The organism is Actinoplanes sp. CA-030573, assembly GCF_050951115.1.
Classification (GTDB): Bacteria; Actinomycetota; Actinomycetes; order Mycobacteriales; family Micromonosporaceae; genus Actinoplanes.
This window is the reverse complement of record NZ_CP192038.1, coordinates 3323630-3344909: the sequence shown is the minus strand read 5'-3', so window position 1 is coordinate 3344909 and position 21280 is coordinate 3323630. Positions and strand designations below refer to the sequence as shown.

Sequence of the window (21280 nt, the reverse complement as noted above, 5' to 3'; positions counted from 1 at the left end):
CCCGCACCGCGGGCGTTGCGCCGGAGGCAATGCCGCCCTGCGCCGGTCACCATGACGCATGCGGTTGCGTACGCCGCAAAGCCGGTGCGTGCTGCCCGTCGAGACGGCGGCATCGCCAGCCAGGACCGGACAGGCTTTTCGGCGTGGTGTCCGGCGACCGCGACTGGGACAACCGGATCACTGCGCGCACGACGTGCTGACCACTCGGGCCCACCGTGAGCTCGTACGCCATCGCCAGCTCAGCAGTGGGCAGCCGGGCCAGCGTCGCGGTCACGGTCGCCGGATCGGCCGTCAAGCGGGTCAGTTCGAACACGACGTGCCGGGTTCGGCCGGACCTGCAGTAGGTCCAGCTTTCGACCATCGGCGCAGCCGCCGTGCTCGCCACCAGGTCGGTCACTTCGCTCGTGTCGAGCACACGGGCCGTCCTGCCGCTCTCGAGCAGACGACGCACCAGGGCGCTCGTACACGCGCCGAGCGCCCGGTGCGCTCCCGCGGCACCCCCACCTCGTGCCGCGACGGCGGCACGTGACTTTTCCGGTTTCAGCCGGACCGTCAGCAGCCGGCTGTGCCCTGCCGCGGTGATGACGTCGAGAAGTTGGATGCCGTCCAGCGCGACGGCGTGATACTCCATGGCTCCGGTCAGGAGATCCAGGCTGGGTAGCCCAGAACGCGCGTCCACTTCCAGCATCATCGCCACCGCACCAGACGTCGTCACGATGCCGTAGTCAGCGCCCGAGCGGTCGATGAAGGTGGTCACTGACGGCGGCGACGGTGGGGTGAGGGTCCCGCTGGTGCGCAGCCGGTAGGAGCACCACGTCACGGCCCAGCTCCACGCGGACCGGCGCCGAATCGGTACGGCTCCGACGACTCCACCGACAATTGCCAGCGCGATGACCAGCGCCGACGGACTGCCCGCGGCGGCGAAGGCACTGCACGCTAGCCCGACCACCTCGATCGCAACTATGGTTCTCACCGGCGGCAGGATGGGCAGCTGGTCGCCGATGCGCCACGGCGTGCTTCTTACGGCGGAATTGCGGTCCATGGGTGTCATTTCGTGCGGCGGCATCACGCCGACATCCTGCCCGAGGAACCTGCGGCCGCGCGATGTTCAGTTTCGTCGATCCATTCCAGAAGGAGAATGATGGCTTGGTCTCGTAAGGATCAAATACAGGCCAACCAATTCTTGCGGCAGCGCAGCGTGTCGGCGCTGGTGCAGGCGGAGCCCGACGCGGCCCATCTGCCCAGCCGCCGGCCGTTGCTGGGAACGTTGGCGGGCGCTATCATTCTCACCCTTGCCTTGGCCGCGTTCGGGGTGTGGGGGCTGGTGCGTCCCGGCGCCGCCGACGCCTGGCAGGATCCCGGTGTCATCATTATCGCCAATGAAACCGGTACCCGGTTTGTACGGGCCGCGGACGAACGCATCCATCCGGTACTCAACTTCGCCTCGGCGCGACTGATTGTCGGTGCCGATAATCCGAAGTCGGTGCATGTGTCAGCCCGGTCGCTTGGTGAAGCGGCACGCGGTCTGCCCGTCGGTATCAGCGGCGCCCCCGATGCGCTGCCGGCTGCCGGCAAGCTTTCTGGCGGAGCGTGGACCGTGTGCTCGCGGGCTGCCCCCCGGCCCACGCCGGTGACCACCGTCGTGCTGGGTGGCGAACCGGAGGGGCAGGAACCGGCCTCGGACACGGGACTGCTGGTCGAGGATGCGCAGAAGAGAACCTATCTGCTTGCCGACGGTCGCCGATGGGCGATTGGCGGCAGCGCGGCCCTGGCTGCCCTGAACTACAGCGCGACCCTCGCATTGCCGGTTTCGGACGGCGTGCTCAACGCCATGCCGGTCGGGCCTGACCTTCGATTCCCGCCCATTGACAATCGCGGAAAGCAACCCCGCTGGAATGCTCCCGGTGGGGTACGTGTCGGTCAGGTTCTGCAGTCGCAGGTCGTCGGCACGACGACCAGGCTCATGCTGGTGCTCAGCGACGGCGTCCGAACGATCACCGCAACCGAGGCGGCGCTGGTCCTTGGGGATCCGGCCGCCCGGGCCTCCTACGGTGCCTCCCCCGTCCGTCCGGTGCCGGTGCCGGCGAGTGCGCTCGCGTCGGCGCCGACCGTCGTCGAACCCGTCGACCGGGGCGCGTTTCCTGTTCGACCGCCGCAACTGCTGCAACTGCTCAGCCCGCAGGATGTCGCGGCCTGCGCGGTGGTGCAGCCCGGAGAGGACCCCGTCGTGCGCCTCCGGATATGCGCGGTCGGGGCATTGGCCGTTCGGCGGCCGGTTCCGTGGAATGGCGGTTCACTGGAAGTGGCCGTTCCGCCGGATACCGGTGCGCTGGTGCGGACCAACGTCTACGGCGGCACCACATACCTGGTGACGGATCAGGCCAGACGTTTCGCCGTCGCCGATGACGCCGCCCGCACCGCGCTCGGTTACGGCGCCGTGCGGCCCGTCGATCTTCCACCTGATGTCATCGGTCTTGTGCCTGCTGGACCGACCCTCGACCGGGCGGCGGCCGCGAAGGTGCAGCAATAGCCATGAAGACGTAGCGATAGCCATCGGGTGCAAGATGACGCCCGCCTGCCCGTACCGCTACTGACGTTTCGCGGGCCCACCAGCTGAAGCAGGCCACCCAGTGACAGCCGCGATCGCTGGTAACCGGTCGGGACGCCTGGGACACCGAGCCGGCCATTAGCGAGGCCGCACGGCGAAGGATGGTGATGAAGGCGATCGATGCAACGTTGTCACGTCGGCTACATGCAGGCCGCATCGCTCGGCGCGCTATTCATCAGAGGTACGGCGACGACCGCGCTCGGATCGACGCAGGTCGCGAGCAGGTCCTGGGTGCGTGCTGGCGCCGTGAGGCCAGCTGCACACGCCCGGAAAGCCTTACGGCACGCGCCGCGCTCGGGCGACGATGAGCAATCGCCGGTCAGATCCTCGACGTTCATCCGCGCGAGACACAATTGCCGAGACACGCCCAGATGGGCTCTTTTTGAAGGAGCCAGCAGCCTGCGGAGACCCGCCGTTCATCCGCTGTTCGGCGTTGTTCATCGACCTCCAGCCGCCTGCCGTGAATCCATCACACGGGAAAATATAACGCCCCCGGCGCCGTGTTTGTGCCGTCCCCCACCACCATGCCGTGACCTAGTCTCCATTCGACGTAATGCAAGGCAGGAGGAGAGCATGCAGTCGAGCACAGAGCCGATCGTCGCCGACCTGGAGAAGATGAAGAACATCGCCGATGACATGCAATCGACGATCAGGTTCATCTTGAGCACCACCCAGCAACTCGGCGCCACCGCGTGTCACCCCGATGCCTTCGGTCGGCTGGGCGACGTGGTCGCCCGCGTTGCTCTCGATCAGGTTCACCCCCAGCTCGCGAGCACCTTCGACGTCGTTCACTCGTCGGCCCAGCTGATGATGGAAAACCTCAGGGCGAGCCGACAGTCATACACCGACGGGGACATCACACACGCCGGCCACATGAAGTCGTCGCTGCGACCGGTGGCCGGGATGCCGGGGACCATGGAATCGGGAGAACTCCCGTGACGAGCGCGCTTCCGTCCAACGGCGCCATACGGCGAGCCGGAGCCCCCGGCATCCAGGTCCTGGCACACAGTGTGCAGTCGGTCGATCCGCGGGCCATAGAAGCCTACGCGAACGAGCTTTCTCAACAGTCGGATGCCTTCCGGAAAGCGGCTGCCGATTGGAAGGCAAGTCTGGAGCAGTTGACTCAGGCGTGGCCGAGCGGTGCCGCCTCTCCGGTTGCTCAAGAACAAATCGCGAACGTGCACAGCAGTTTGACCAGTAGCGCCGACGAGCTCGACCGCTACGTCGCGCATCTGGAGAAAACCAAACAGCTCCTCGAGGCGGCGATCGCGGTCTACCGTGGGGTCGTCGGCTCCACCAACCCCATTGTGGCCGGGCTCTTGGCGAGTCCTCATCCTGCCAGCCATCACGTCGGGCGCGTGATCGCGCGCACCTCTACCAACGCCCTGCAGACCTACTTTTCCACGGCGCAGCAGTGGCTCCAGCTCATCGGCCTGACCGGCCTGGGCACCGACGTCATGGGTTCGCTTTCCAAAATCAGCGCCGATCTGGGCGCTGTCACGGGCGGCGGCAAATCACTCCTGGAGAAGATCCAGGCCGGGCTCGCGTTGGTCAGCGACGGTAAGCAGTTCGCCGACCAAATCTTCGGGTCCCACGCCGACACGGCGACAGCCGCCGTGGACCCGCTCACCGACACTACCCTGACAGTCCCGTCATTCAGCGACGGCATCTTGTCCGCTCCGCCGACCGCGGCCGTCACATCGGCTGTTCCATCGACCACCCCCGTACTGGCGGCAGTACATGATCTCTCCACGACGGCGACGGCGCCTGCCGCAGCAACCGGGATGACGGCAGCAAGCGCAGCGGGGCCCACCCTGTCGGCCGTCGGCGACCCCACAAGCTACAACAGTGGTTACGCCGCGGGCTACCAGGCCGCCCAGCAGACCGCCGCGGCGGAGGGACTTGGCGGTGGCGGCACAGGGCTGACATCGGGGTACGGTCCCACCGGCCTCCGGTACTCCGGAGCCGACTACGGAGCGCTCACGGCGTCCGCACCTGCAGGCCCGGCGACTAACACGTGGGTACCGATCGAGCCCGGACAAGCGGGCCCCGGCTCAGTCGTCACCGGTAGCGTCGCCGATGCGACCGGCAGTGTCTCTGCCGGAGGCGGCAGCGGATGGGGCACGCCGACGCCAGCCGACAGCGTAGTCGTCACCTCAGATTTCGGGAACACCTCAGTCTCGGTGCAGTTGCCGACCAGCAGCCCGATGGACTTGCAGCTCACCGTTGACACCAATGGCCCGGAGGCAGGCGGCCTGGTGTCTGAGAAGATCAGCATCGATGCCGACCACCGGGTCTCCGTCACGTGATGCGCCGTTCAGCCGCGGTGTCCATCACTGCGGCGGGAATGTGTCTATCGTTCGCGTTGCCGTTGGCTGATCCATGGTCGTCCGCGTATGCGTCCAACGGCACCACGTGTTTGCAGGCGAAAAATGCGGCACCGGCCGGCGAGCCGTGGGCCGAACGACGCGTTGCGGCAGAGCGGGCATGGCCAGCGAGCACCGGGCGCGGCGTCACCGTCGCCGTGCTCGCTACCGGAGTCGATGCCCGCAATCCCGCGTTTGCGCCCGGTCAGGTGCTGACCGGGGCTGACGTGCGCTCAGGAAACGCGTCTGGTGCCGGTAACCGGGACTGCGACGGACGCGGGACGTTCGCCGCAGGGCTGGTGGCCGCGCAGCCCACGACCGGCAGCGCCTTCGCCGGCGTCGCTCCAGACGCCACCATCCTGCCGATCCGGTACGCCGGTGCGCTCAACAACGGCAGCGACCAGGCAACACCGAACGCCCTCGCGCGCGCCATTCGGTACGCCACGAAGCACCGTGCAGACGTCATCCTCATTCCCTTGGCGCAGCCGAAGAATACCCAGGACTTGCGCGACGCGGTCGCGGCGGCTGTTGCCGCTGATGAGGTGGTGGTGTCGGCAGGCGCCAAGCCCGAGGCGGGAATCACCTATCCCACCGGCTATCCCGGCGTACTCGCCGTGACCGCCGTCGATCAGGCCGGGAAAGTCATGGCCGACGCGGATCAAGGCCCCCACATCGACGTGGCGGCCCCCGGAACCGGGTTGGTCGGGCCGGTCGGTGACGGCGGTTACAGCGGGCCGGTCGACAGCCCCGGCATGGCGGCCGCCTTCGTCGCCGGCACTGCGGCGCTCGTTCGGGCGCGGCTGCCGAACCTGTCGGCGGCTGGTGTCATCGCCAGGCTCGAGGCTACCGCTGATCTGCTGGTGCCGGATCCGAACAGCGCGCACCGGTTGGGTGTAGTCAACGCGTATAGCGCGGTCACCGCAGCCGGCGATGCCCTCGGTGAGGCCGCGCGCGTGAACACCGTGGACGGTGATCCGGCTTTTCCTGCGATACGAAGGACAACCGATGGTTTGGCGCACCGGCGCCACCGCGCAGAGCTGATCGCTTCCGTCGCCTTCGTCTTGGCGTCTGCCATCGGGGTAGGTTTCCTGCTCATCCGGCGAATGCGGAGCGAGAGCGGAGCGGCAGCACCTCCTTTGTTGTAGTCGCTGGGCATGGTGACGGCCACACCCGGTTACCAAGTCGTAAGTTTATAAACCGAAGCGAAACGCCAAACAGAGAGGACTAAAAAGTGGATCTTGACGCTGAACTGGAACAGGCACTCGCCGATTTGGAGCGGAACCAGGAACGCATTGAACGAATCCAAGCCGAACTCAATGCTCTGACCTTGAAGGGTTCGGCAGATCGAGGGGCGGTGACGGTCACCGTGACCGGTGACGGACGTTTCACCGCGGTCGATTTGCACCCGTCAGTTTTTCGTGAACATGACGCCTACAGCTTGGGCGACACCGTCTTGGCAGCCATCAACGACGCCATGGCGCAGCTTGCTGCCGAGACACGACAGCGGTTCGGCGACGACTTCGACCTCGACGAACAGCGGCATCATCACGACGACGATCGTCCGGAGCCGGCTTGGTAGGTGACAACGGCCGACATTTCTCCGCACCATCAAAAACGGCCGCCTACACCTTGCTGATTTCCACTCTCATAAACATCACGCCGCACATGGCGAAGGCCGGACATGGCATCCCGAATACATGTCCGGCCTTTCACTACGCACATCAGAATAGGCTTCGATTACACGCCGACGCCTGCCCCGCTACCATTCGTTGGTGTAATTCACTTCAACCTTTGTCTCCCCGGTTTCCGGGTTCCAGGTGGCGCTCGGCACGACTGAACTATTGCCGCCGGTCTTGATACCATAGGTGGCGTTGACGTCGGTAAGGTGGTGCGATGTTGAGTCGTAGGTGGCGCCGAAGCCCGTGTTCTCGTCCCATCTCACGGTCAAACCTTCGCTCGTGAGAGTCCCAAGATTGGCGTCGTACGTGACCACACCGGCGAGACCGACGGCGCCGGCGCGACCACCCACCGTAAAATCATACTTGTTACTTCCGGTATGATATGTGGCTTCCGCATGGAATTGTTGCTGCCACACCTCGTCGCCATCACCCTTCTTGAAGGTGACCGTCAAGACGCGATTGTGGTCGTCATCGGTCGATACCGCGAACTGAACGTCCGAGCCCGAAGGCTGGCCATCGGGTCCCGGAAGATGGTAGGTGATGTTCCCGCCATCGACGATCCTGCTGGCGTCCAGATGCAACGACGCCTCGCCGTTCCCCGGACTCCAGGTGAGAGTGCCCGATTGAGCGGGAACCTCTCCCGGCGACGCCGGCCCCGCCGGCGGCTCCGACAACGGACCCCCCGAGGGCGACGTGGACAGTCTCTCCTCCTCAACGGTCCCGTCGTCGAAGGCGAATTTGACGTTTGGGTCCTCTGGCGCGGTGAGACCGAACAGCGCATTGAGATTGTTTAGCGATGTGTTGCCCGCCGAGCGCAAGTTGCCCATGTGTTGAGCTGGCACCGTCAACGCATCACCCAGCTCATCCAGCGCTGCGATCAACGCCTTGGCCATTGAGGTGTCCAGCTGCGCAGCAGTCGCGCACACCGACTGCAGTGATGCATTAAACTGATGCGCCAACTGCGCGTCGCGACCGGGCGTTGCCGTGCCGGACACCGCAGATACGGAGAAGTCTGTGCCGATCGGCACACCTTTAGCCTTCGCGGCCGTCTGGATGGTGCGCACGGTGTACTGGCACCGCACGATGCCATCGCAGAACTCTTGGACACGCCGGGCGATCACCGACAAGAACAAGCCGGCGGCACGTCGTGCATCGTCGGACGCCTGCGCCGATCTGAGCGCGGCGGTGGTGACGGCGCTGTTCTGCTCGGCGAGCGTTCTACTTGCGGCGGCGGCTGTTGCGGAGCCCGCGCTCAGCTTCTTGCTCAGATCGAGCATCTGCGTGATCATCGGCTGGAATGCGGCCGTGCGGACGCCCATGAGCTCAGGAATGGTCAGCATCTCAGCTACTTCTGCCTGCTGTGGAGAGGTTGAAGCCGGCAACAGAGGTTCTGAAGCTGCGGGCGGCCGCTTCGTCGGCTTCGACCATCTGCTTCACCTGGCTTCCGACGAGTCCGCCGCGGTTCTGACTGTGCAGGTGGGTCGCGCGGACCATCCGGACACTCTCGCTCTCGACCTCCGGCAGAACGGCCGCGATGCGCCATGCGTAGCCGTCCTTCCGCGAGTGCCCGAATTGAGCAAGCGCTTCCGGCAGATGCTGCCATGCTGCGGCAATCGCCGCCTCAACGTCCCCGGCCGACGAGCTCGCGGCATCGGCGACACGGAGCACGTCCTCAGGCGCCACTCGCACGAGATTTCTACCGCGAGCGCCGCTATCGACACTCAAAGCGTTAGTTTCCACATGCCTCTCCGATTCCCGTCAGCACTGCCCGGCGAGGCGAGACGCGCTCAGTGCGCAGCGCGCCGACCCTGGCTTTCACTAGATGGTAGTGATTGCGCTCCAGGTGAGCATCGGTAAAATTACCCGCGACGAGCGGTGTAAAGCACCAGCTGCCGATGGCAATACGGCCGTTCTCGTCGCGCGGGGAAGCGATCCGCGTTTCGATGTGGCATCACGCCACTGGTCAGCATTGCGCCGGCAGATCGCGGAGAATGCCGTCGTCATCCGTCCTTCACGCAAAGATCCTCCTAAGACATTTTCTGGCAACGTTCACCCGTTGTCCTGAGCGCATGGGACCATTCAGTTTCTCGGTGATACCTGCCGTGGTGGAGCAGGAGGCTTCCGCTTTGGACCGTCTCGGTGAACGGGGCCAGGCGTCGGCGGGCACGATTGCTTCCGGAACGCTCGCGCCCCGCGCTTTCGGCGCGACGCGGCACGCCGCAAGCACCTACCGGCTGGTGATGCAATTCAAAGACAGCATCGGCCAGCGGGTCCGCATGTCAGCAGCGGCGGTTGACGGGTTGTCAACAAGTCTGGCCGAGGCCCGGAAAAGCTACCAGCAGGCCGACCAATACGCCGGCGCACGATACGGGTTCGCTGCCGGCATCGTCGCTGGACTCAGGTGACGTATGCGCGTCGACGACACGGCGGTAGGAAATGCTGGCATCCTACGAGATGATTGGACAGCGTCCGTCCCTGCCATGTTCAGGTCCCAGGCAGCAAGTATCGATAAGCACCGCTCCCGGCTTATCGGCGACACAGCCTCGCTGTCAGCCCTGGCGTCCGAGTGGCAAATGCAAGCCGACGAGATCGACGAGATCTGGGCTGCTCTGGCCGAGACCCGGCGACGTCTTGCCCAGGCGCATACCGGTCCGGCCGCCACCGCGTTTCAGCAACAGTCCGGCACACTGACCGGTGAACTGTCCGCGTCGGCGACATCACTGCGCTTTGCCGCCGGCGGTCTCACACTCGCCGCGACCACCCTGACACAGAGTCTGCACGCGGCCGACGCAGCGGTGCTGAGCTACATCAACCAACTGCGGTCGCTGCACGATACGGCGCAAGCGGTTCCGGCAGCCCTCCGAGCGGCGGCCCTCAAGAAGCTGATCACGCAGGGAACGACGCTCGGCCAGCGCACCCTACAAGCCGTGACCGCGCAGGAAGCTCGCCTCGATGCCCTACTGGCCAGTCTGCCGCACCGGTTCAACATCGGCGCGCGCTCCGCGTGGCGACACGGCCTGCCGATAGAGACCGACCAGCGGGACACCAGCACGTTCGGTGCGGCAGTCACCATCGCGGGCGTACGGACGACACGACGGGAGGGCGTCACCATCACCACAACGCAAGACGGAAAAGTAATGGTCGCACTCAACGACTTCTACGGCATGGGTCTCTACGCCAGCGCAGGACAGAAGTTTTCCCTCGCCGACCTGCCTGCCGATGCCAAGCAGGCACTGACCCGCGTGTACGGCGAGGCGGAGGCCGCCCCGGTCCTGAGTTACCAGCAGCGCTACACCTTCGCCGATCGGGCAGCAGCCGAGCAGTTCCTGCGGAAACTCCACGGTGTCAGCCTCACTGACCACATCGTCGCCAAGGTACGCGACGGTGCCGGATGGATAGCCGGCCCACTGGCCGACTTCGGCCCCTGGCACGATGACCTCACCGGCCGGGCACCCGACGAGCGGTCCGTGCAGCTAGGGGTTTCCAGCAAGGTCGCCGCTGACGCCGGAGCCTTCGGATTGGCTTCGGCTTCCGGCTCGGGCACTTTTGACGCGGGAGTCACTTTCACGCAGAAGGCCGACGGGAGCTCCTCGTTGTCCACGTCGATGGCTGCCCTCGCCAAGGGCGGCGCCACTGTCGCGGATGTCCCGCTCCTTGCCGGCATCGGTGAGCAGTCAGTCGCCCGGGTGGAATACGACAGCCACGGGCACGCCAAGCGTTACGTCTTCCAAAGCATCCACGACGGCGACTTCGACTATGCGGGGGGCACCAATCAGGTGGGGGTGGGCGTTGCGTCAAGCGTGCCAGGCGTCCCGGCCGCGAGCGGGCCGGCGGTAAAAGCCGACAGTGAACAACTTCACCGGCGCATCACGTCGTACTACTTGGACTTGTCCGACCCGGACAATCGGGCCGCTCTGCAACAGGCGCAGGGAAACGGTCACCTCAATCCGGTTCCTGCGCCGACAGGCGCGTTGGGGCAGCGATTGCAACGCCACGCTTTGCAAGTCACAGAGATCTATGCCGTGGATCGTTCCTCCGTAGATGCATCCGTCAAGGCTTCCGTAGGACCGCTCTCCTTTGGACTCAAGGCCGGTCCCAGTACTGAGAATTTGATGCTCCTGGACGCCAATTACAACAATCCACAACCTGACGTCCACCACCTGTACCCGGCCGATACGCTGCGCCCCGTGCCGCGAGACCCTCGGTAGCTTCGGGCGATACGGTGAAGCCGCGTAGTTCGCATTCCGCCACTCGTTCAGCAGATTCTGTGCCAGCTCTATAGTCAAGGACCCCGCGTAGCGAACAGATGGCCAGGAAGATGGGGACGTTCTTCGCGCAGCTTGTGATGCCGACAGATCCGAGCTGACTATGATCACACATTACCGCAGCATCTTCGTCGACACGTATCGGCCCGACGCGGTTGAGGCTGCGACCGGGGGATGTCGTGGATGCCTGGCACGGCGCTTTGGTCATACGCAACGGGCCGCGGGCGTGTTGACGGCGGCATTCCGGTCAGCGAGAAGGCGGGCTGCGCTGAGCGGGTGCCGACGGTGTCCGCGCACTGCTCGAGTCGGTAGTAGACGCGCAGGAGCCGACGGAAGAGTGCGCGACAGCCGGCAATGTCGTGTTCAGCCGTGGTGGTGGCCAATGCTTTGCCGCGGCGCCGTCCCGCTTGGCGGCGCGCGCGGCGAGCGCGCGATCGTTCTGGCACGACTCGGCGTTGGTGCGCGGAGAACATCCGCGGCCGCCGATCTCGTGAAGGATGAATCGTGGCCGTGCGCCTGGCGAATCGCGACCGGCGGCCAGATGGCCACGACACGCCCCGACGTCGCACGGCCACGACGAGCGCGCAGGCAGGGCGCGGCGTCGATCACCAAAGGCTGCCGCGGCACCACACGGCGAGACGCCGGCATCCCGTCGCACCCCCCGGTCGTCGTCGGGCGCCCCGTCAAGGTATCGCGCGCCCTGGTGCTCGCGGCGAGCTACCCGCACGTTCGCGGCTATAACCGCTGCGCCATGGAGTGGCTCCGTTCAGACTTCAGGCATCGCCGGGATTTTGGAGCCGCCGCCATCTGCCGAAAGTTTGCCGGCGCTCGCGAGTCTATCCGACCACTCTCGCTTATAGGCGTCTTCGAAAGATAACGGTCGTCGAGCGCCGCGACCCTTGACAGCTAACAGGAGGGTAATATTTCGCGTACAAAGTTGACGCTATCGGAAGGCAAGAATGGCTGTGGGAAGTGACGTCTCCAGTGGGCGCCTGCTGGTGCGGCAGCTCGCACGTGACGGCTGCCGCCTCACCCGATGAAGTTCTCAGGTGCAGGCACTGCGGCGTGCGCGTGCCGACCGGCGGGCCAACTCGGTGCCGTTGCTGATCTTCGGGTGGCTGTCCGTAGCGCATGTGCTAGTGTATGATAATCTGTTCTGGCTTGGCGCGGGGCCTGCAGGATTCGTCGTACTAGGCGTGCCTACCGGCGCCGGGCGGCTGCCGCCGGCGTTGGCGCTGGTCGCGCGGCCGCCGCCATGGTCACCGGTGTCGTTCTTGCGGTGCTGTGCCTGTCTCAGCGGCGGCCCGGAGCCACCATCGCCACGGCCATCGGCTTCGCGCTCTTGGCTGCTATGCACGGCAACCGGACACTGGTGCGATGGGCGGTGACCTTCGCCGTCATCATGGGCGTGGCCGCCAGCGGCCTGCTGCGTGCCTTCACGCAGCGATGTGCCCTGGCGGAAAGCCTGCTGGCGCTAGGTCTGGGCGCTGCCATGATTGCCGCCGGGATGGCGCTGCGTCAGGAACGAGAGAACGGATGAGCCAGGCACCGCAACTGATCTCGGCCTCAACGACCACCGTGCACCAGCGCATCCGCTCGGGCATCCTGTCGATCGTCGTTGCGACCGACGAGGCCGACTTCGCCTACCGCAAAACGGCGCTGAACATCAGCGACGGCAGCCTCAGCCGCCACCTCGACGTCTTGGCCGCGCAACGACTGGTCACTATCCGCGAGGGCTACCACAGCAAACGACCCCGCACCTGGGTGAGCATCAGCGGACACGGCCGGGCCGCCTACGCTGCGGCGATGGCCGCACTACGCCAGCTGGCTGACCGCTTTGAACAGCACCACGACGCCGATGCCGCCGCCGTCCCGTCCGGTCGAAGGCCTCCGCGAGATCAATGATCTCGGCCGGCGCGGCGTTTCGTCCATCAGGCGCGACGGGAACTGCACCGTAAGAGCGGCGTCCCGGCCTGAGCGGCAAACGGGTGTTCGCCACAAATACACCGAAGCGGCGGCTAGGTTCTGTCTCTTAGATCAACGTGGCGATCATGGATGTCGATCGTTGATGTGGTGTGGCCCGTGGGGATCTGACGAACCAGGAATGGGCTGTGCTGGCGCCGTTGCTGCCGGCCCAGCCGGTTCAGGGCCGGCGGTGGCGTGATCACCGGCAGGTGATCAACGCGATCTTCTGGGTCAAACGCACTGGCTCACCCTGGCGGGACCTGCCCGAGCGGTACGGGCCGTGGAAGACGCCGTATCAGCGGTTTGGCAGGTGGGCCGCCGATGGCACCTGGGCAAGGTTGAAAGCCCAGGTCGTCACCCTCGCTGAACTCGACGACGACATCGACTGGGACGCTCAGGTCGACGCGACGATCGTGCGTGCTCATCAGCATGCTGCCGGGGCGGCAAAAGGGGGCTGGGGTCGCCGAAGCCCAGGCACGCGAAGGCATCGGACGTTCCCGCGGCGGGCTGACCACGAAGATCCACACCCTGGCCGATGGCCGGGGCCGCTCATTGGTCTCGCTGATCACGCCCGGGCAATCCGCCGACACCCGGCAGCTGATCCCGTTGCTGGACCGGGTCCGGGTGGCGACACCTGGCCCCGGCCGGCCGCGAGTACGTCCGAACTCGTTAACCGGCGACCGGGCCTATTCGTCACGGGCCAACCGGCAAGCCTTGCGGGACAAACACATCACTGCGACGATCCCGCAGCCACGCGACCAGATCGCCAACCGGCTACGCAAAGGCCGCAACGGCGGCCGGCCACCCGCGTTCGACCCGACCGCCTACAAGCGGGCGCAACCAGGTCGAACGCGGCTTCAACCGACGCAAACACCGGCGCGGACTGGCCACCCGCTACGACAAGCTGGGCGCCCACTTCCCAGCCACCCTCGACCTCGTCGAAATGCTCGACTGGCTCCACGCCGTACCCGACGGCCCTGATCTACGAGACAGAACCTAGTCGGGTAAGTGCTGGGATGTGTCACCGGGTGCACGGCTGTGTAGAGGATGGGATCCGGTGACTAAACAGCGGCGGCTTGGGCGGGTTACCGTCCCCGCAGTTCGCGTTCCAGCAGGCGCAGGATCGAGGCCTCTCCGACGGGCATCGACCTACTCACCTGGAGCCGGCATTCGCTGTTAGAGAGGGGCCGATGACCATCGCGGCGTCGAGGTCGGCTGGAGAGTTTCAGGAGAGGCCTTCGATACGGCAAGGAGTGCCCTTACTCCGCGACTCAGGACTAGATCGGATTTGCTGAGCGACCGAGTACATGCTGGTTCCGGTTCCGAGTAAACGCTGCCATGAGGCGAGGCCAGAGGGCTCTGGGGCACGACCGAGGCAGGCGTGATAGAAGTCGCTGATGCGACTTTTCGCTTCCAGGCTGTAAGCAAGCCCACGGCGAACGGCCTCCACAGACGGAAGTGCAGCCCAGGATTCGGCGGCTGTTTGATCTTCTTCCGTATAGCGGCGGCCCAGAACAACGGTATACAATTGCTTCACTCGGCAGGTCGTGACCGGGTCGTTGGTGACGGGACAACTTGACGCAGTGCCTTTGCGCAGAACAATCAGGCTCGATCTCTTCGGCTGCTGAGCCGGCGACACCGTTTTGCGGCGGACCTTTGAGGGAGACGGTGACGACGGGGCGGCGACGCTCGAAGTCGTGACTGTCGTGGGTTCTAAAAGCAGTCGCGGCGTCGGTGAGCTGTAGCGCTGCCCTCGCGACGGAAATGCACTCTCTGTGGGGCCAAGGCGGTGGTCTCTTGCGGTAGCGGCGATGCGCCCACCTTCGATGGGTCGGCTGACGACCGAGAGAATGATGGCGACGAAGGCGATGGTGGCTACCGCGACCACCACAGCACCGAGCAACTTCGCTCGCGTCGCTATTCTTCGTGCATCAACTTCTGATCGCGCCAGGCGCGACGGGGTCTTGCCGTCGTTCGCCGGGGAGGCGACCGCCGACCCGGCAGGTCTCAGGGCAGCGACGGCCGTATGCTCCACCGCTGGCGAGTTGACAGTAGTCGGGTTCCCGGCCAGATTTGTGTTGATGAGTGGCTGCGCGCTGGGCCGAACAGGCGGCGGATCCCGGTGATCGGGCGATGCGGCCTGGACTTCGTGTGTTGTTGTCAGGGCCGGGTTCATCAAGCTGCTCACAGTTGGATGGCCGCTCACCGACGGGTCGTCACCGGAGGTCGCCGGTGTATCAGTCGACTGCCCCGCAACGAGGTCTCCACTGTGCGCCGCACGCGAGGCGGCGTGCGCCGCGGGAACAACCACCTCACTGCTTTCCTCTGTCGGTATTCTCCGTGCCTGAGCCCGTTTCGAGGCGTTAGTCAAAGCCTGGCGCAATTCATCCATGCCGAGCCTGTTGGCCGGCTCGAATTGCAGGCCGCTGCGAAGAACCTCAACCAACAAGTGATCCATGTTGGGCCATGCGGGACTGAAGGCAGCGTAAACATCCTGGAGCTCGGCGAGAGAGACACCGTGACGGACATCCCTCACCGGCCTTCCGAGGATCAGCCAGCCTATGGTCGCGCAGAGCTGGAAAACATCCGAGGCCGCCGATGGCGGCAGAGACCACATGAACTCGGGAGGATCGAATCTCAGATCTCGTCGACTTGCGGCGAAGCCGCTGGCCGGAGGCGGCTGAAAATTGGCTAGGACAGATACGTCTTTTCTGTAGAAAATGTTGCTCGGGTCTACGGCCCCGTGAAATATTTTTGACTCGTGTGCTAACCACAGCGCGTCGGCTATCGCCGCCCCCAGCTCAGTCGCCTGTCGTACGGGGACCGGCACAAGCTTGGCCATATCGGCAATGCTTCGGTCGAGAAGATCGCGGTGGTAATAGAAGCGCGCATCGCCGGTTAAGCCCGTTCCGTATATGCGCGCGATGTTGGGATGCCGCAGTGACGCGACAGCGGCGGCATGATGGCTCAGGATTTCCCGTTGTTGAACGCCGGTCGCTGGATCGTCGAATATTTTGAGGGCGACTGCGCGGCCGTCTTCTGTTCGCCGACCGCTGTAGATCGTAGAGCGACCGCCCTTCGCCAACATCTTCAGATCGGAAAGGTTCAACTGACCTGCAAGTTCCGGGGTTTGCACTGTCGCCTTCTCACGAAGCCGGTGATACGGCATAGTCATAACGATGTGTCACTGCTAGGCCACTGGGCGCCAGTCGTCTCGTAGCGGTCCACACGATGGCGGCGGCGACCCCCAGCGTGGCAAAGTCCGTTGGCTTGGTGCAAGACCCGAGACATTGTCAGTCATAGCTTCTCGTTAGAAGTAGCCCTCATTACTGTGGGCGGCTTCCGGAACATCACATTATCAAATCCGTGACTAAGGAGTTGCCTCCCGCTGACGTTTCGGCAAACCTACAAAATGTGATACTATAATTGACCCTGGCTCGACCATTCGAGAGACAGAATGGGTCCGGTTACACGCCTGCGTGCATCCTCATGGGACCATTACAGCTACTACCGTGCCTTGGCCGGCTACTTCAATGCATCGGCAACCTCGACAGCGGAACTAATCCCCGGCCGAAATTATGCCGCCGCTGGCACCCTGGGCAGCGGTGAGATTTGACGACGTGCTTTGCCACACACATCGCGCTCATGAGAGACCTTATAGGCTTGACAAGAAGCCCTCGCGACGTTGAACATCTGTCATGCGATCCACGACGGTAATGATTGCTGGGAATATAGATCGGCGACTCACCGATCTTCAACGGAGACGGCGCGACTGGCGATGATCGAAATCTACTCGGTGAGTCGGCTCATTGCCGATAGCTGGCAACTCAACGGCTCAGTCGTCACCGCCATCGGAACACTCCTTGCCGATCTCGATAACGCGTGGCTCATCGACGCGCGAGAAAGATCTGTGCGCGTCCGCCTGGGCGGTAACGAGCTAGTAAATCTACTTCGAGGAACGACCCCAATGCATATCGGTCGCTTCACCTACAACGACACTGCGTCCGTGAAAGCAAAATTTCTCTATCGCCGCGAAAAGCCTCCTACCCTTGAACCGCTCACCATCAACATCATTCGCGCAGACGGCGCTCACGTCACTAGTATTGCCCAATAGCGATTTACCTTCCTGCGTCAGCTTTTTAGGTCGGGAACGACAAATCCAAAGGCGCCACGTGCAATCCCGCCAGAATACCAGGTCACGACCAACGGAAGCAATTCGCGATCGCCCAGGCGCTCGCTCCCGCCCCTAAGATCTTCCTGCTCCTACCTGCGCGCGCCGCGCAAGGGTTCGGGTCTGCGTACAGACCATTTCGGCGGAACACCATTTCGAGCGTCTTTCTAACCTGCGTCAAGCGACCGGCTCCGCGCTCTCCCGGACGATTTGCCGCGGCCCGAGCAAATTGAGAAGGACGAGGCGGACGTGTACCGACTGTTCGCGTCCACCCCGACGCCAGAGCAGGAGAGCTTAAGCACTGATGAGTAGCCGGATCACGGACCGACTCAAAACTGCTGACTGAATCGGCGCTCAGCCTTGTCGAATGCGGCACGCGCAGCTTCGATGTCAGGGGTGTGCTTTTCCGCCCAACATTTAAGATTGATGAGATGGCTGACTAGAGTATGACCGAGTTCGGTGAGGGTGTAATGCACCTGTGGCGGACGCGTGTGATGCACGGTTCGGGTGACTAAGCCGTCGCGCTCCAGTCCGCGCAAAGTGAGGGTAAGCATCTGCTGGCTGATCCCCTCGACCCTGCGCCGCGCCTCGGCGAACCGCAAAGTACCGCCCGACAGAGCCAGCACCACTAAAGCACTCCACATATCTCCTACGCGGTCAAGTACTTCTCGAGTGGTCTGGGTGACGACCACGGGCTCCTGCTCTGCAGAATTTGTCACGGGCATTAGACCTTTTCACGAGCGCGATAATTCTTCGATTACGCGTCAACATTTTTCAGCAAATGGCGTGGCTAAAGTGACGCAAAACTTGAACACCAAGCACTGCGGGCCTCCGGTCAGCAACGGCTAATATCCACCGGCGCCGGTGCATGGTGACACTTAAGGGCACCGGTGACATCACAAACTACCGCTGGGCTGCGGTTATTGTAGCTGCGTTTAGCTTGCCCCATGAACGTCGCGGCAGCGGCGCCACAAGACGTGCCGTCGCTGAGCGTTCGTGGAAGCGCGCGGATCGAAGGTTATCCGGCCACGGTCGCGGCGAGTTGCGCCTTCGCGCACACGCGGACCGACGGCGCAGCCTTCCGTCCACGCTGAGGGAGGCGAATCTGAACCTTCACCGCCTGGTCCGGGAGAGCTTGAGCAGGACTGGCGCTCGCAACAAATCGCCGCATATCTGCGGGTGTTGTTACCGGATCAAACGGACTCGTACGTCATCCGCGAGCCCATCTGTCAGACGCTGTGTCGTCCATGAAGGAGCGGGCCGGTCAAGTCGCTGGTTGAGTTGTTTGTCAGGTGTCTGATCTGCCGCGGGGCCGTGGGGACTACCGCGGCGTAGCCGCGGTCATCTGTCGTTGCCGCGGGTGTGGGCGTATTCGCCAGGTGCGGGTGACGCCAGAAGAGCAGGCCGAAGGCTCGGCTGCCGGTCATCCATTCGCCCGCGATGTTGGGCGGCAAGATAATTCACGACCGTGAACGGGCGGGGGGGTGTCCCTATGGGTTCGTCAAGCGGCGAGGGCGTGTTCTGTCGGCCGGATCTGGTAGGGCTGTTGGTCGCGGAGCATGGCGAACAGGACGTCGACTCGGCGGCGGGCGAGGCAGATGAGGGCGGCGTTGTGGCGTTTGCCTTGAGCTCGTTTGCGGTCGTAGTAGGCCCGCGACGGTGGATGGGACAGGGACGCGAACGCGGCGAGGAAGAACGCGCGTTTGAGTTGCTTGTTGCCGCCCTTGGGCGGGTGTTCTCCGCGGATAGAGATACCGGAGCGGCGGGTGACGGGGGCCAGGCCGGCATAGGATGCCAAATGCCCGGGCGTGGGACAGGCGGTGCCGTCGCCGACTTCGAGCAGGATCCGGGCGGCGGTCCTGACCCCGATGCCGGGCATCGACGTCAGGACCCGGGCAAGAGGGTGCGCATCGAGATCCCTTCGACCTCACCGGCGACCTGATCACGCTGCACCAGGACGTCGCGGAGGCTATCGGCCAGCCGGGGAAGAATCTTCTCCGCTGCTGTCGTGCCGGGAACGATCACCGTCTGTTCGTCGAGTGCGGTCATGATCTGCTCGACAAGCCGTTCACCCAGGCGTGGAGCATTCTTACCGGCGATCTCCCCAAGTTTGGAACGGCCGGCCTTGCGCAGCCCGGCAGGGCCCCCGCAGCGCGACAGCAGCTCAAGCACTGCTTTGTGCTGCACCCGTGGTCCGCGGACACGTTCGAGCGCGGGGTGGATTTGGGTGAGCAGCCCGCGGATGCGATTGGAGATCCGCGTGGCTTCACCGGCAAGGTCGTCATCGAAGCCGACCAAGACCCCCAGCTCGGCAAGGGTTTTGTCACCGACATCAACCCGGCGCAGCGTATGCGGCAACGTGCGGGCGGCGTCCGCGATCACATATGCGTCGCGCGCGTCGGTCTTCGCCGCGCCCGGGTGCAGATCGGCGATCCGGCGCATCGCCAGCCCGGGCAGGTAAGCCACCTGGTGACCGCAGGCTCGGGCGACAGCGACCGGCAACGCGCCGATCGAGGCGGGCTGGTCGACGACCACGAGGATCCGGCCATGGCGGGCGAGTTTGTCGAACACCTGCCGCAGCCAGGCCTCGGTGTTGACCAAAGCAGCGTCGTGCAACCGCTTCCCACCAGGATCTAGGGCGACGGCGTGGTGGCCGTCCTTACCGACGTCAAGACCGAGGAACACCTGGTAATCGCCGTGCACATCGCCTCCCTGCGAGGTAACCTGTCACCTCGATCGCCAGTCCGGCGTCGACTGTCGGCAGCCACGTTACGAGGAGACCTACCTCAGCCCTGCAGGTGGTCGTGTCCCTATCAGCGATCTGTCGACGCCACCCGGCTCGGTGACAACACCCCCCGGATCATCCGCACGACAGGGGCAGTAAGTCATGCCAGGCCGGGCAACCGAGGAGCCCCCGGCTGGGGACGATCTTTAAGACCTCCGATCTTTCTAACGGTCAAGCGGCCGCTGCCTGGGGCGTGCCCCGATGGGTCCGAATGCCTTGAGCGGGTCGCAGGTCTGACCGGTCTGCAGGCAGTGGTGGAGCTGGCCGAGCAAGCGGTTGAACAGGTGGCGCAGAGCCGCGGCATGGCGATCACCCTGTTCCCGGCGCCGTTGGTAATGCTGTTTAGTCGGTTCAGAGTGGGAGGCGGCGACGAAGGCCCAGATGTATCCGACGGCGGCGAGCCGGTCGTTCTTGACCCTGCGATGAGTGATCGAGATGCTGCGGCCGGACGCGCGAGTGACCGGTGCAGAGCCGGCGTAGGCCTTCAACGCTCGGGCGTCGGCGAACCGGTCGCGATCGTCGCCGATCTCGGCTAGGACCCGAGCGCCGGTGACGTCGGCCAGGCCCGGCAGACTCGTGAAGATGGTGTGGTCTGGGTGCTGGCGGAACGCTTCGCTGGCTGCTTCGGCCAGCTGGTCGACGTTCGCGCATTCGACGTTGAGCGTCGCCAGAAGCGCCAGCGCCTGGGTGCCCATCGCGCTCTCGACCATGGGCGGTTGGTGCAGCTGTGGCCGGCGCAGCGCTTCATGCAGCTCGTTAGCCAGCTCGTCGACGCCGCGTTGCCGGCCACCACGTCGCAGGGCAGCCGCGATCCGAGCCCGCGACAGTTTCGCCGCGACGGTCGGCGTTGGCGCGATCGCCAGCACGGCTCGCGCTTCCGCGCTGGTCAGGTTGCCCTTGCGGTCGGCGAAGGCGTTTAGGAAAACTGGGTAGAGCTCCCGCAGCAGAGAGCGCAGTTCGTTGGATGCTCGGCCCCGTCGCCAGGTGGCGTCCTGGTGGGCGCGAGCGAGGACGGCGATCGCCTGGACCAATTCGCTGTCCTGCGGCAGCACGCGGTGAAGGTGGGCATCGGTTCGCAGGATGTTGGCCAGCACCATCGCGTCGGCGTGGTCGGACTTCTTGCGCGACACCGTAATGCGTTCCCGGTAACGGGCAACGGCCATCGGGTTGATCGAGTAGACCCGGCGCCCGCTCGAGCGCAGCGCCGCCACCAGCAGGCCACGTGGCGTCTCGATCGCGACCGGAATCGGATCCGTCGCACTGTCGCCAGCGTCGACCAGCATCTGGACCAGCTCGATGAAACCAGCCAGATCATCGCCGATACGACGCTTGGCCAACAGCGTCCCCTGCTCGTCGACCACTGCGACGTTGTGGTGCCGTTCAGCCCAGTCGATGCCGCAGAACACCTTCGAACTCACGTTCCTCCCCAGGTCAGCAGCCA

At 64.7% G+C, this 21280-nt stretch carries 17 protein-coding genes and 2 pseudogenes; 12 read left to right on the top strand and 7 right to left on the bottom strand.

Translation table 11 applies throughout. From position 1 onward, the window contains the following. Positions 1 to 46: 46 nt before the first annotated feature. On the bottom strand, positions 47 to 1066 hold the full coding sequence (locus tag ACQP2F_RS15585; RefSeq protein ID WP_433307503.1) for a type VII secretion protein EccE: 1020 nt from the start codon (positions 1064 to 1066) through the stop codon (positions 47 to 49). On the opposite strand from ACQP2F_RS15585, the gene eccB reads away from it, so the two are divergent. The 5 genes from eccB to ACQP2F_RS15560 all read left to right on the top strand — a co-directional run bounded on the left by eccB (position 1055) and on the right by ACQP2F_RS15560 (position 6553). Continuing rightward, the gene (eccB, locus tag ACQP2F_RS15580) at positions 1055 to 2530 is read left to right on the top strand and encodes a type VII secretion protein EccB (RefSeq protein WP_433304612.1); all 1476 of its coding nucleotides are present in this window, start codon (positions 1055 to 1057) and stop codon (positions 2528 to 2530) included. The two genes, ACQP2F_RS15585 and eccB, sit on opposite strands and share 12 nt — an antisense overlap. A gap of 651 nt (positions 2531 to 3181) precedes the next feature. Then, positions 3182 to 3547 (top strand): hypothetical protein, encoded by a 366-nt coding sequence (locus ACQP2F_RS15575; protein ID WP_433304610.1) that lies wholly within the window; start codon positions 3182 to 3184, stop codon positions 3545 to 3547. A gap of 71 nt (positions 3548 to 3618) precedes the next feature. Beyond that, on the top strand, positions 3619 to 4917 hold the full coding sequence (locus ACQP2F_RS15570; RefSeq protein WP_433304608.1) for a WXG100 family type VII secretion target: 1299 nt from the start codon (positions 3619 to 3621) through the stop codon (positions 4915 to 4917). Further along, entirely contained in the window at positions 4917 to 6119 is a 1203-nt protein-coding gene (locus tag ACQP2F_RS15565) for a S8 family serine peptidase (protein WP_433304606.1), read from the top strand. The genes ACQP2F_RS15570 and ACQP2F_RS15565 overlap by 1 nt, the downstream gene beginning before the upstream one ends. Before the next feature lie 86 nt (positions 6120 to 6205). Next, entirely contained in the window at positions 6206 to 6553 is a 348-nt protein-coding gene (locus tag ACQP2F_RS15560; protein ID WP_433304604.1) for a YbaB/EbfC family nucleoid-associated protein, read from the top strand. 180 nt (positions 6554 to 6733) lie between these two features. Here ACQP2F_RS15560 and ACQP2F_RS15555 read toward each other — a convergent pair whose 3' ends face one another. Both ACQP2F_RS15555 and ACQP2F_RS15550 read right to left on the bottom strand, forming a co-directional pair. Next, on the bottom strand, positions 6734 to 7993 hold the full coding sequence (locus ACQP2F_RS15555; protein ID WP_433304602.1) for a hypothetical protein: 1260 nt from the start codon (positions 7991 to 7993) through the stop codon (positions 6734 to 6736). 1 nt (position 7994) lies between these two features. Beyond that, the gene (locus ACQP2F_RS15550) at positions 7995 to 8336 is read right to left on the bottom strand and encodes a hypothetical protein (protein ID WP_433304601.1); all 342 of its coding nucleotides are present in this window, start codon (positions 8334 to 8336) and stop codon (positions 7995 to 7997) included. 139 nt (positions 8337 to 8475) lie between these two features. Between ACQP2F_RS15550 and ACQP2F_RS15545 the strand changes: the two genes are divergently transcribed. The 6 genes and pseudogenes from ACQP2F_RS15545 to ACQP2F_RS15520 all read left to right on the top strand — a co-directional run bounded on the left by ACQP2F_RS15545 (position 8476) and on the right by ACQP2F_RS15520 (position 13883). Beyond that, the gene (locus tag ACQP2F_RS15545) at positions 8476 to 8718 is read left to right on the top strand and encodes a hypothetical protein (protein ID WP_433304599.1); all 243 of its coding nucleotides are present in this window, start codon (positions 8476 to 8478) and stop codon (positions 8716 to 8718) included. Positions 8719 to 8755: 37 nt separating this feature from the next. After that, positions 8756 to 9058: a hypothetical protein gene (locus ACQP2F_RS15540; RefSeq protein ID WP_433304597.1), complete on the top strand. Its 303-nt coding sequence runs from the start codon at positions 8756 to 8758 to the stop codon at positions 9056 to 9058. 168 nt (positions 9059 to 9226) lie between these two features. Continuing rightward, the gene (locus tag ACQP2F_RS15535) at positions 9227 to 10861 is read left to right on the top strand and encodes a hypothetical protein (RefSeq protein ID WP_433304595.1); all 1635 of its coding nucleotides are present in this window, start codon (positions 9227 to 9229) and stop codon (positions 10859 to 10861) included. Between the two features lie 1312 nt (positions 10862 to 12173). Beyond that, positions 12174 to 12458: a hypothetical protein gene (locus ACQP2F_RS15530; RefSeq protein ID WP_433304593.1), complete on the top strand. Its 285-nt coding sequence runs from the start codon at positions 12174 to 12176 to the stop codon at positions 12456 to 12458. Continuing rightward, positions 12455 to 12823, top strand: a complete 369-nt coding sequence (locus tag ACQP2F_RS15525; protein WP_433304591.1) for a transcriptional regulator — start codon at positions 12455 to 12457, stop codon at positions 12821 to 12823. The genes ACQP2F_RS15530 and ACQP2F_RS15525 overlap by 4 nt, the downstream gene beginning before the upstream one ends. Positions 12824 to 12993: 170 nt before the next feature. Further along, a pseudogene (locus ACQP2F_RS15520) lies at positions 12994 to 13883 on the top strand (IS5 family transposase). 225 nt (positions 13884 to 14108) lie between these two features. Here ACQP2F_RS15520 and ACQP2F_RS15515 read toward each other — a convergent pair. Then, positions 14109 to 16052, bottom strand: a complete 1944-nt coding sequence (locus ACQP2F_RS15515; RefSeq protein WP_433304589.1) for a protein kinase domain-containing protein — start codon at positions 16050 to 16052, stop codon at positions 14109 to 14111. A 609-nt stretch (positions 16053 to 16661) separates the two neighbouring features. Here ACQP2F_RS15515 and ACQP2F_RS15510 point away from each other — a divergent pair. Then, positions 16662 to 16997 carry a hypothetical protein gene (locus ACQP2F_RS15510; RefSeq protein WP_433304587.1) on the top strand — a complete coding sequence of 112 codons (336 nt, stop codon included), beginning with the start codon at positions 16662 to 16664 and terminating at the stop codon, positions 16995 to 16997. 386 nt (positions 16998 to 17383) lie between these two features. On the opposite strand, the gene ACQP2F_RS15505 is transcribed toward ACQP2F_RS15510, so the two are convergent. The 3 genes and pseudogenes from ACQP2F_RS15505 to ACQP2F_RS15495 form a co-directional block, all read right to left on the bottom strand. Further along, positions 17384 to 17746, bottom strand: coding sequence for a winged helix-turn-helix transcriptional regulator (locus tag ACQP2F_RS15505; protein WP_433304585.1), 363 nt, complete (start codon positions 17744 to 17746; stop codon positions 17384 to 17386). Between the two features lie 809 nt (positions 17747 to 18555). Further along, positions 18556 to 19757 (bottom strand): annotated as a pseudogene (locus ACQP2F_RS15500) (IS110 family transposase). Positions 19758 to 20003: 246 nt separating this feature from the next. Next, positions 20004 to 21257, bottom strand: a complete 1254-nt coding sequence (locus tag ACQP2F_RS15495; protein WP_433304583.1) for an IS110 family transposase — start codon at positions 21255 to 21257, stop codon at positions 20004 to 20006. Positions 21258 to 21280 lie beyond the last annotated feature (23 nt).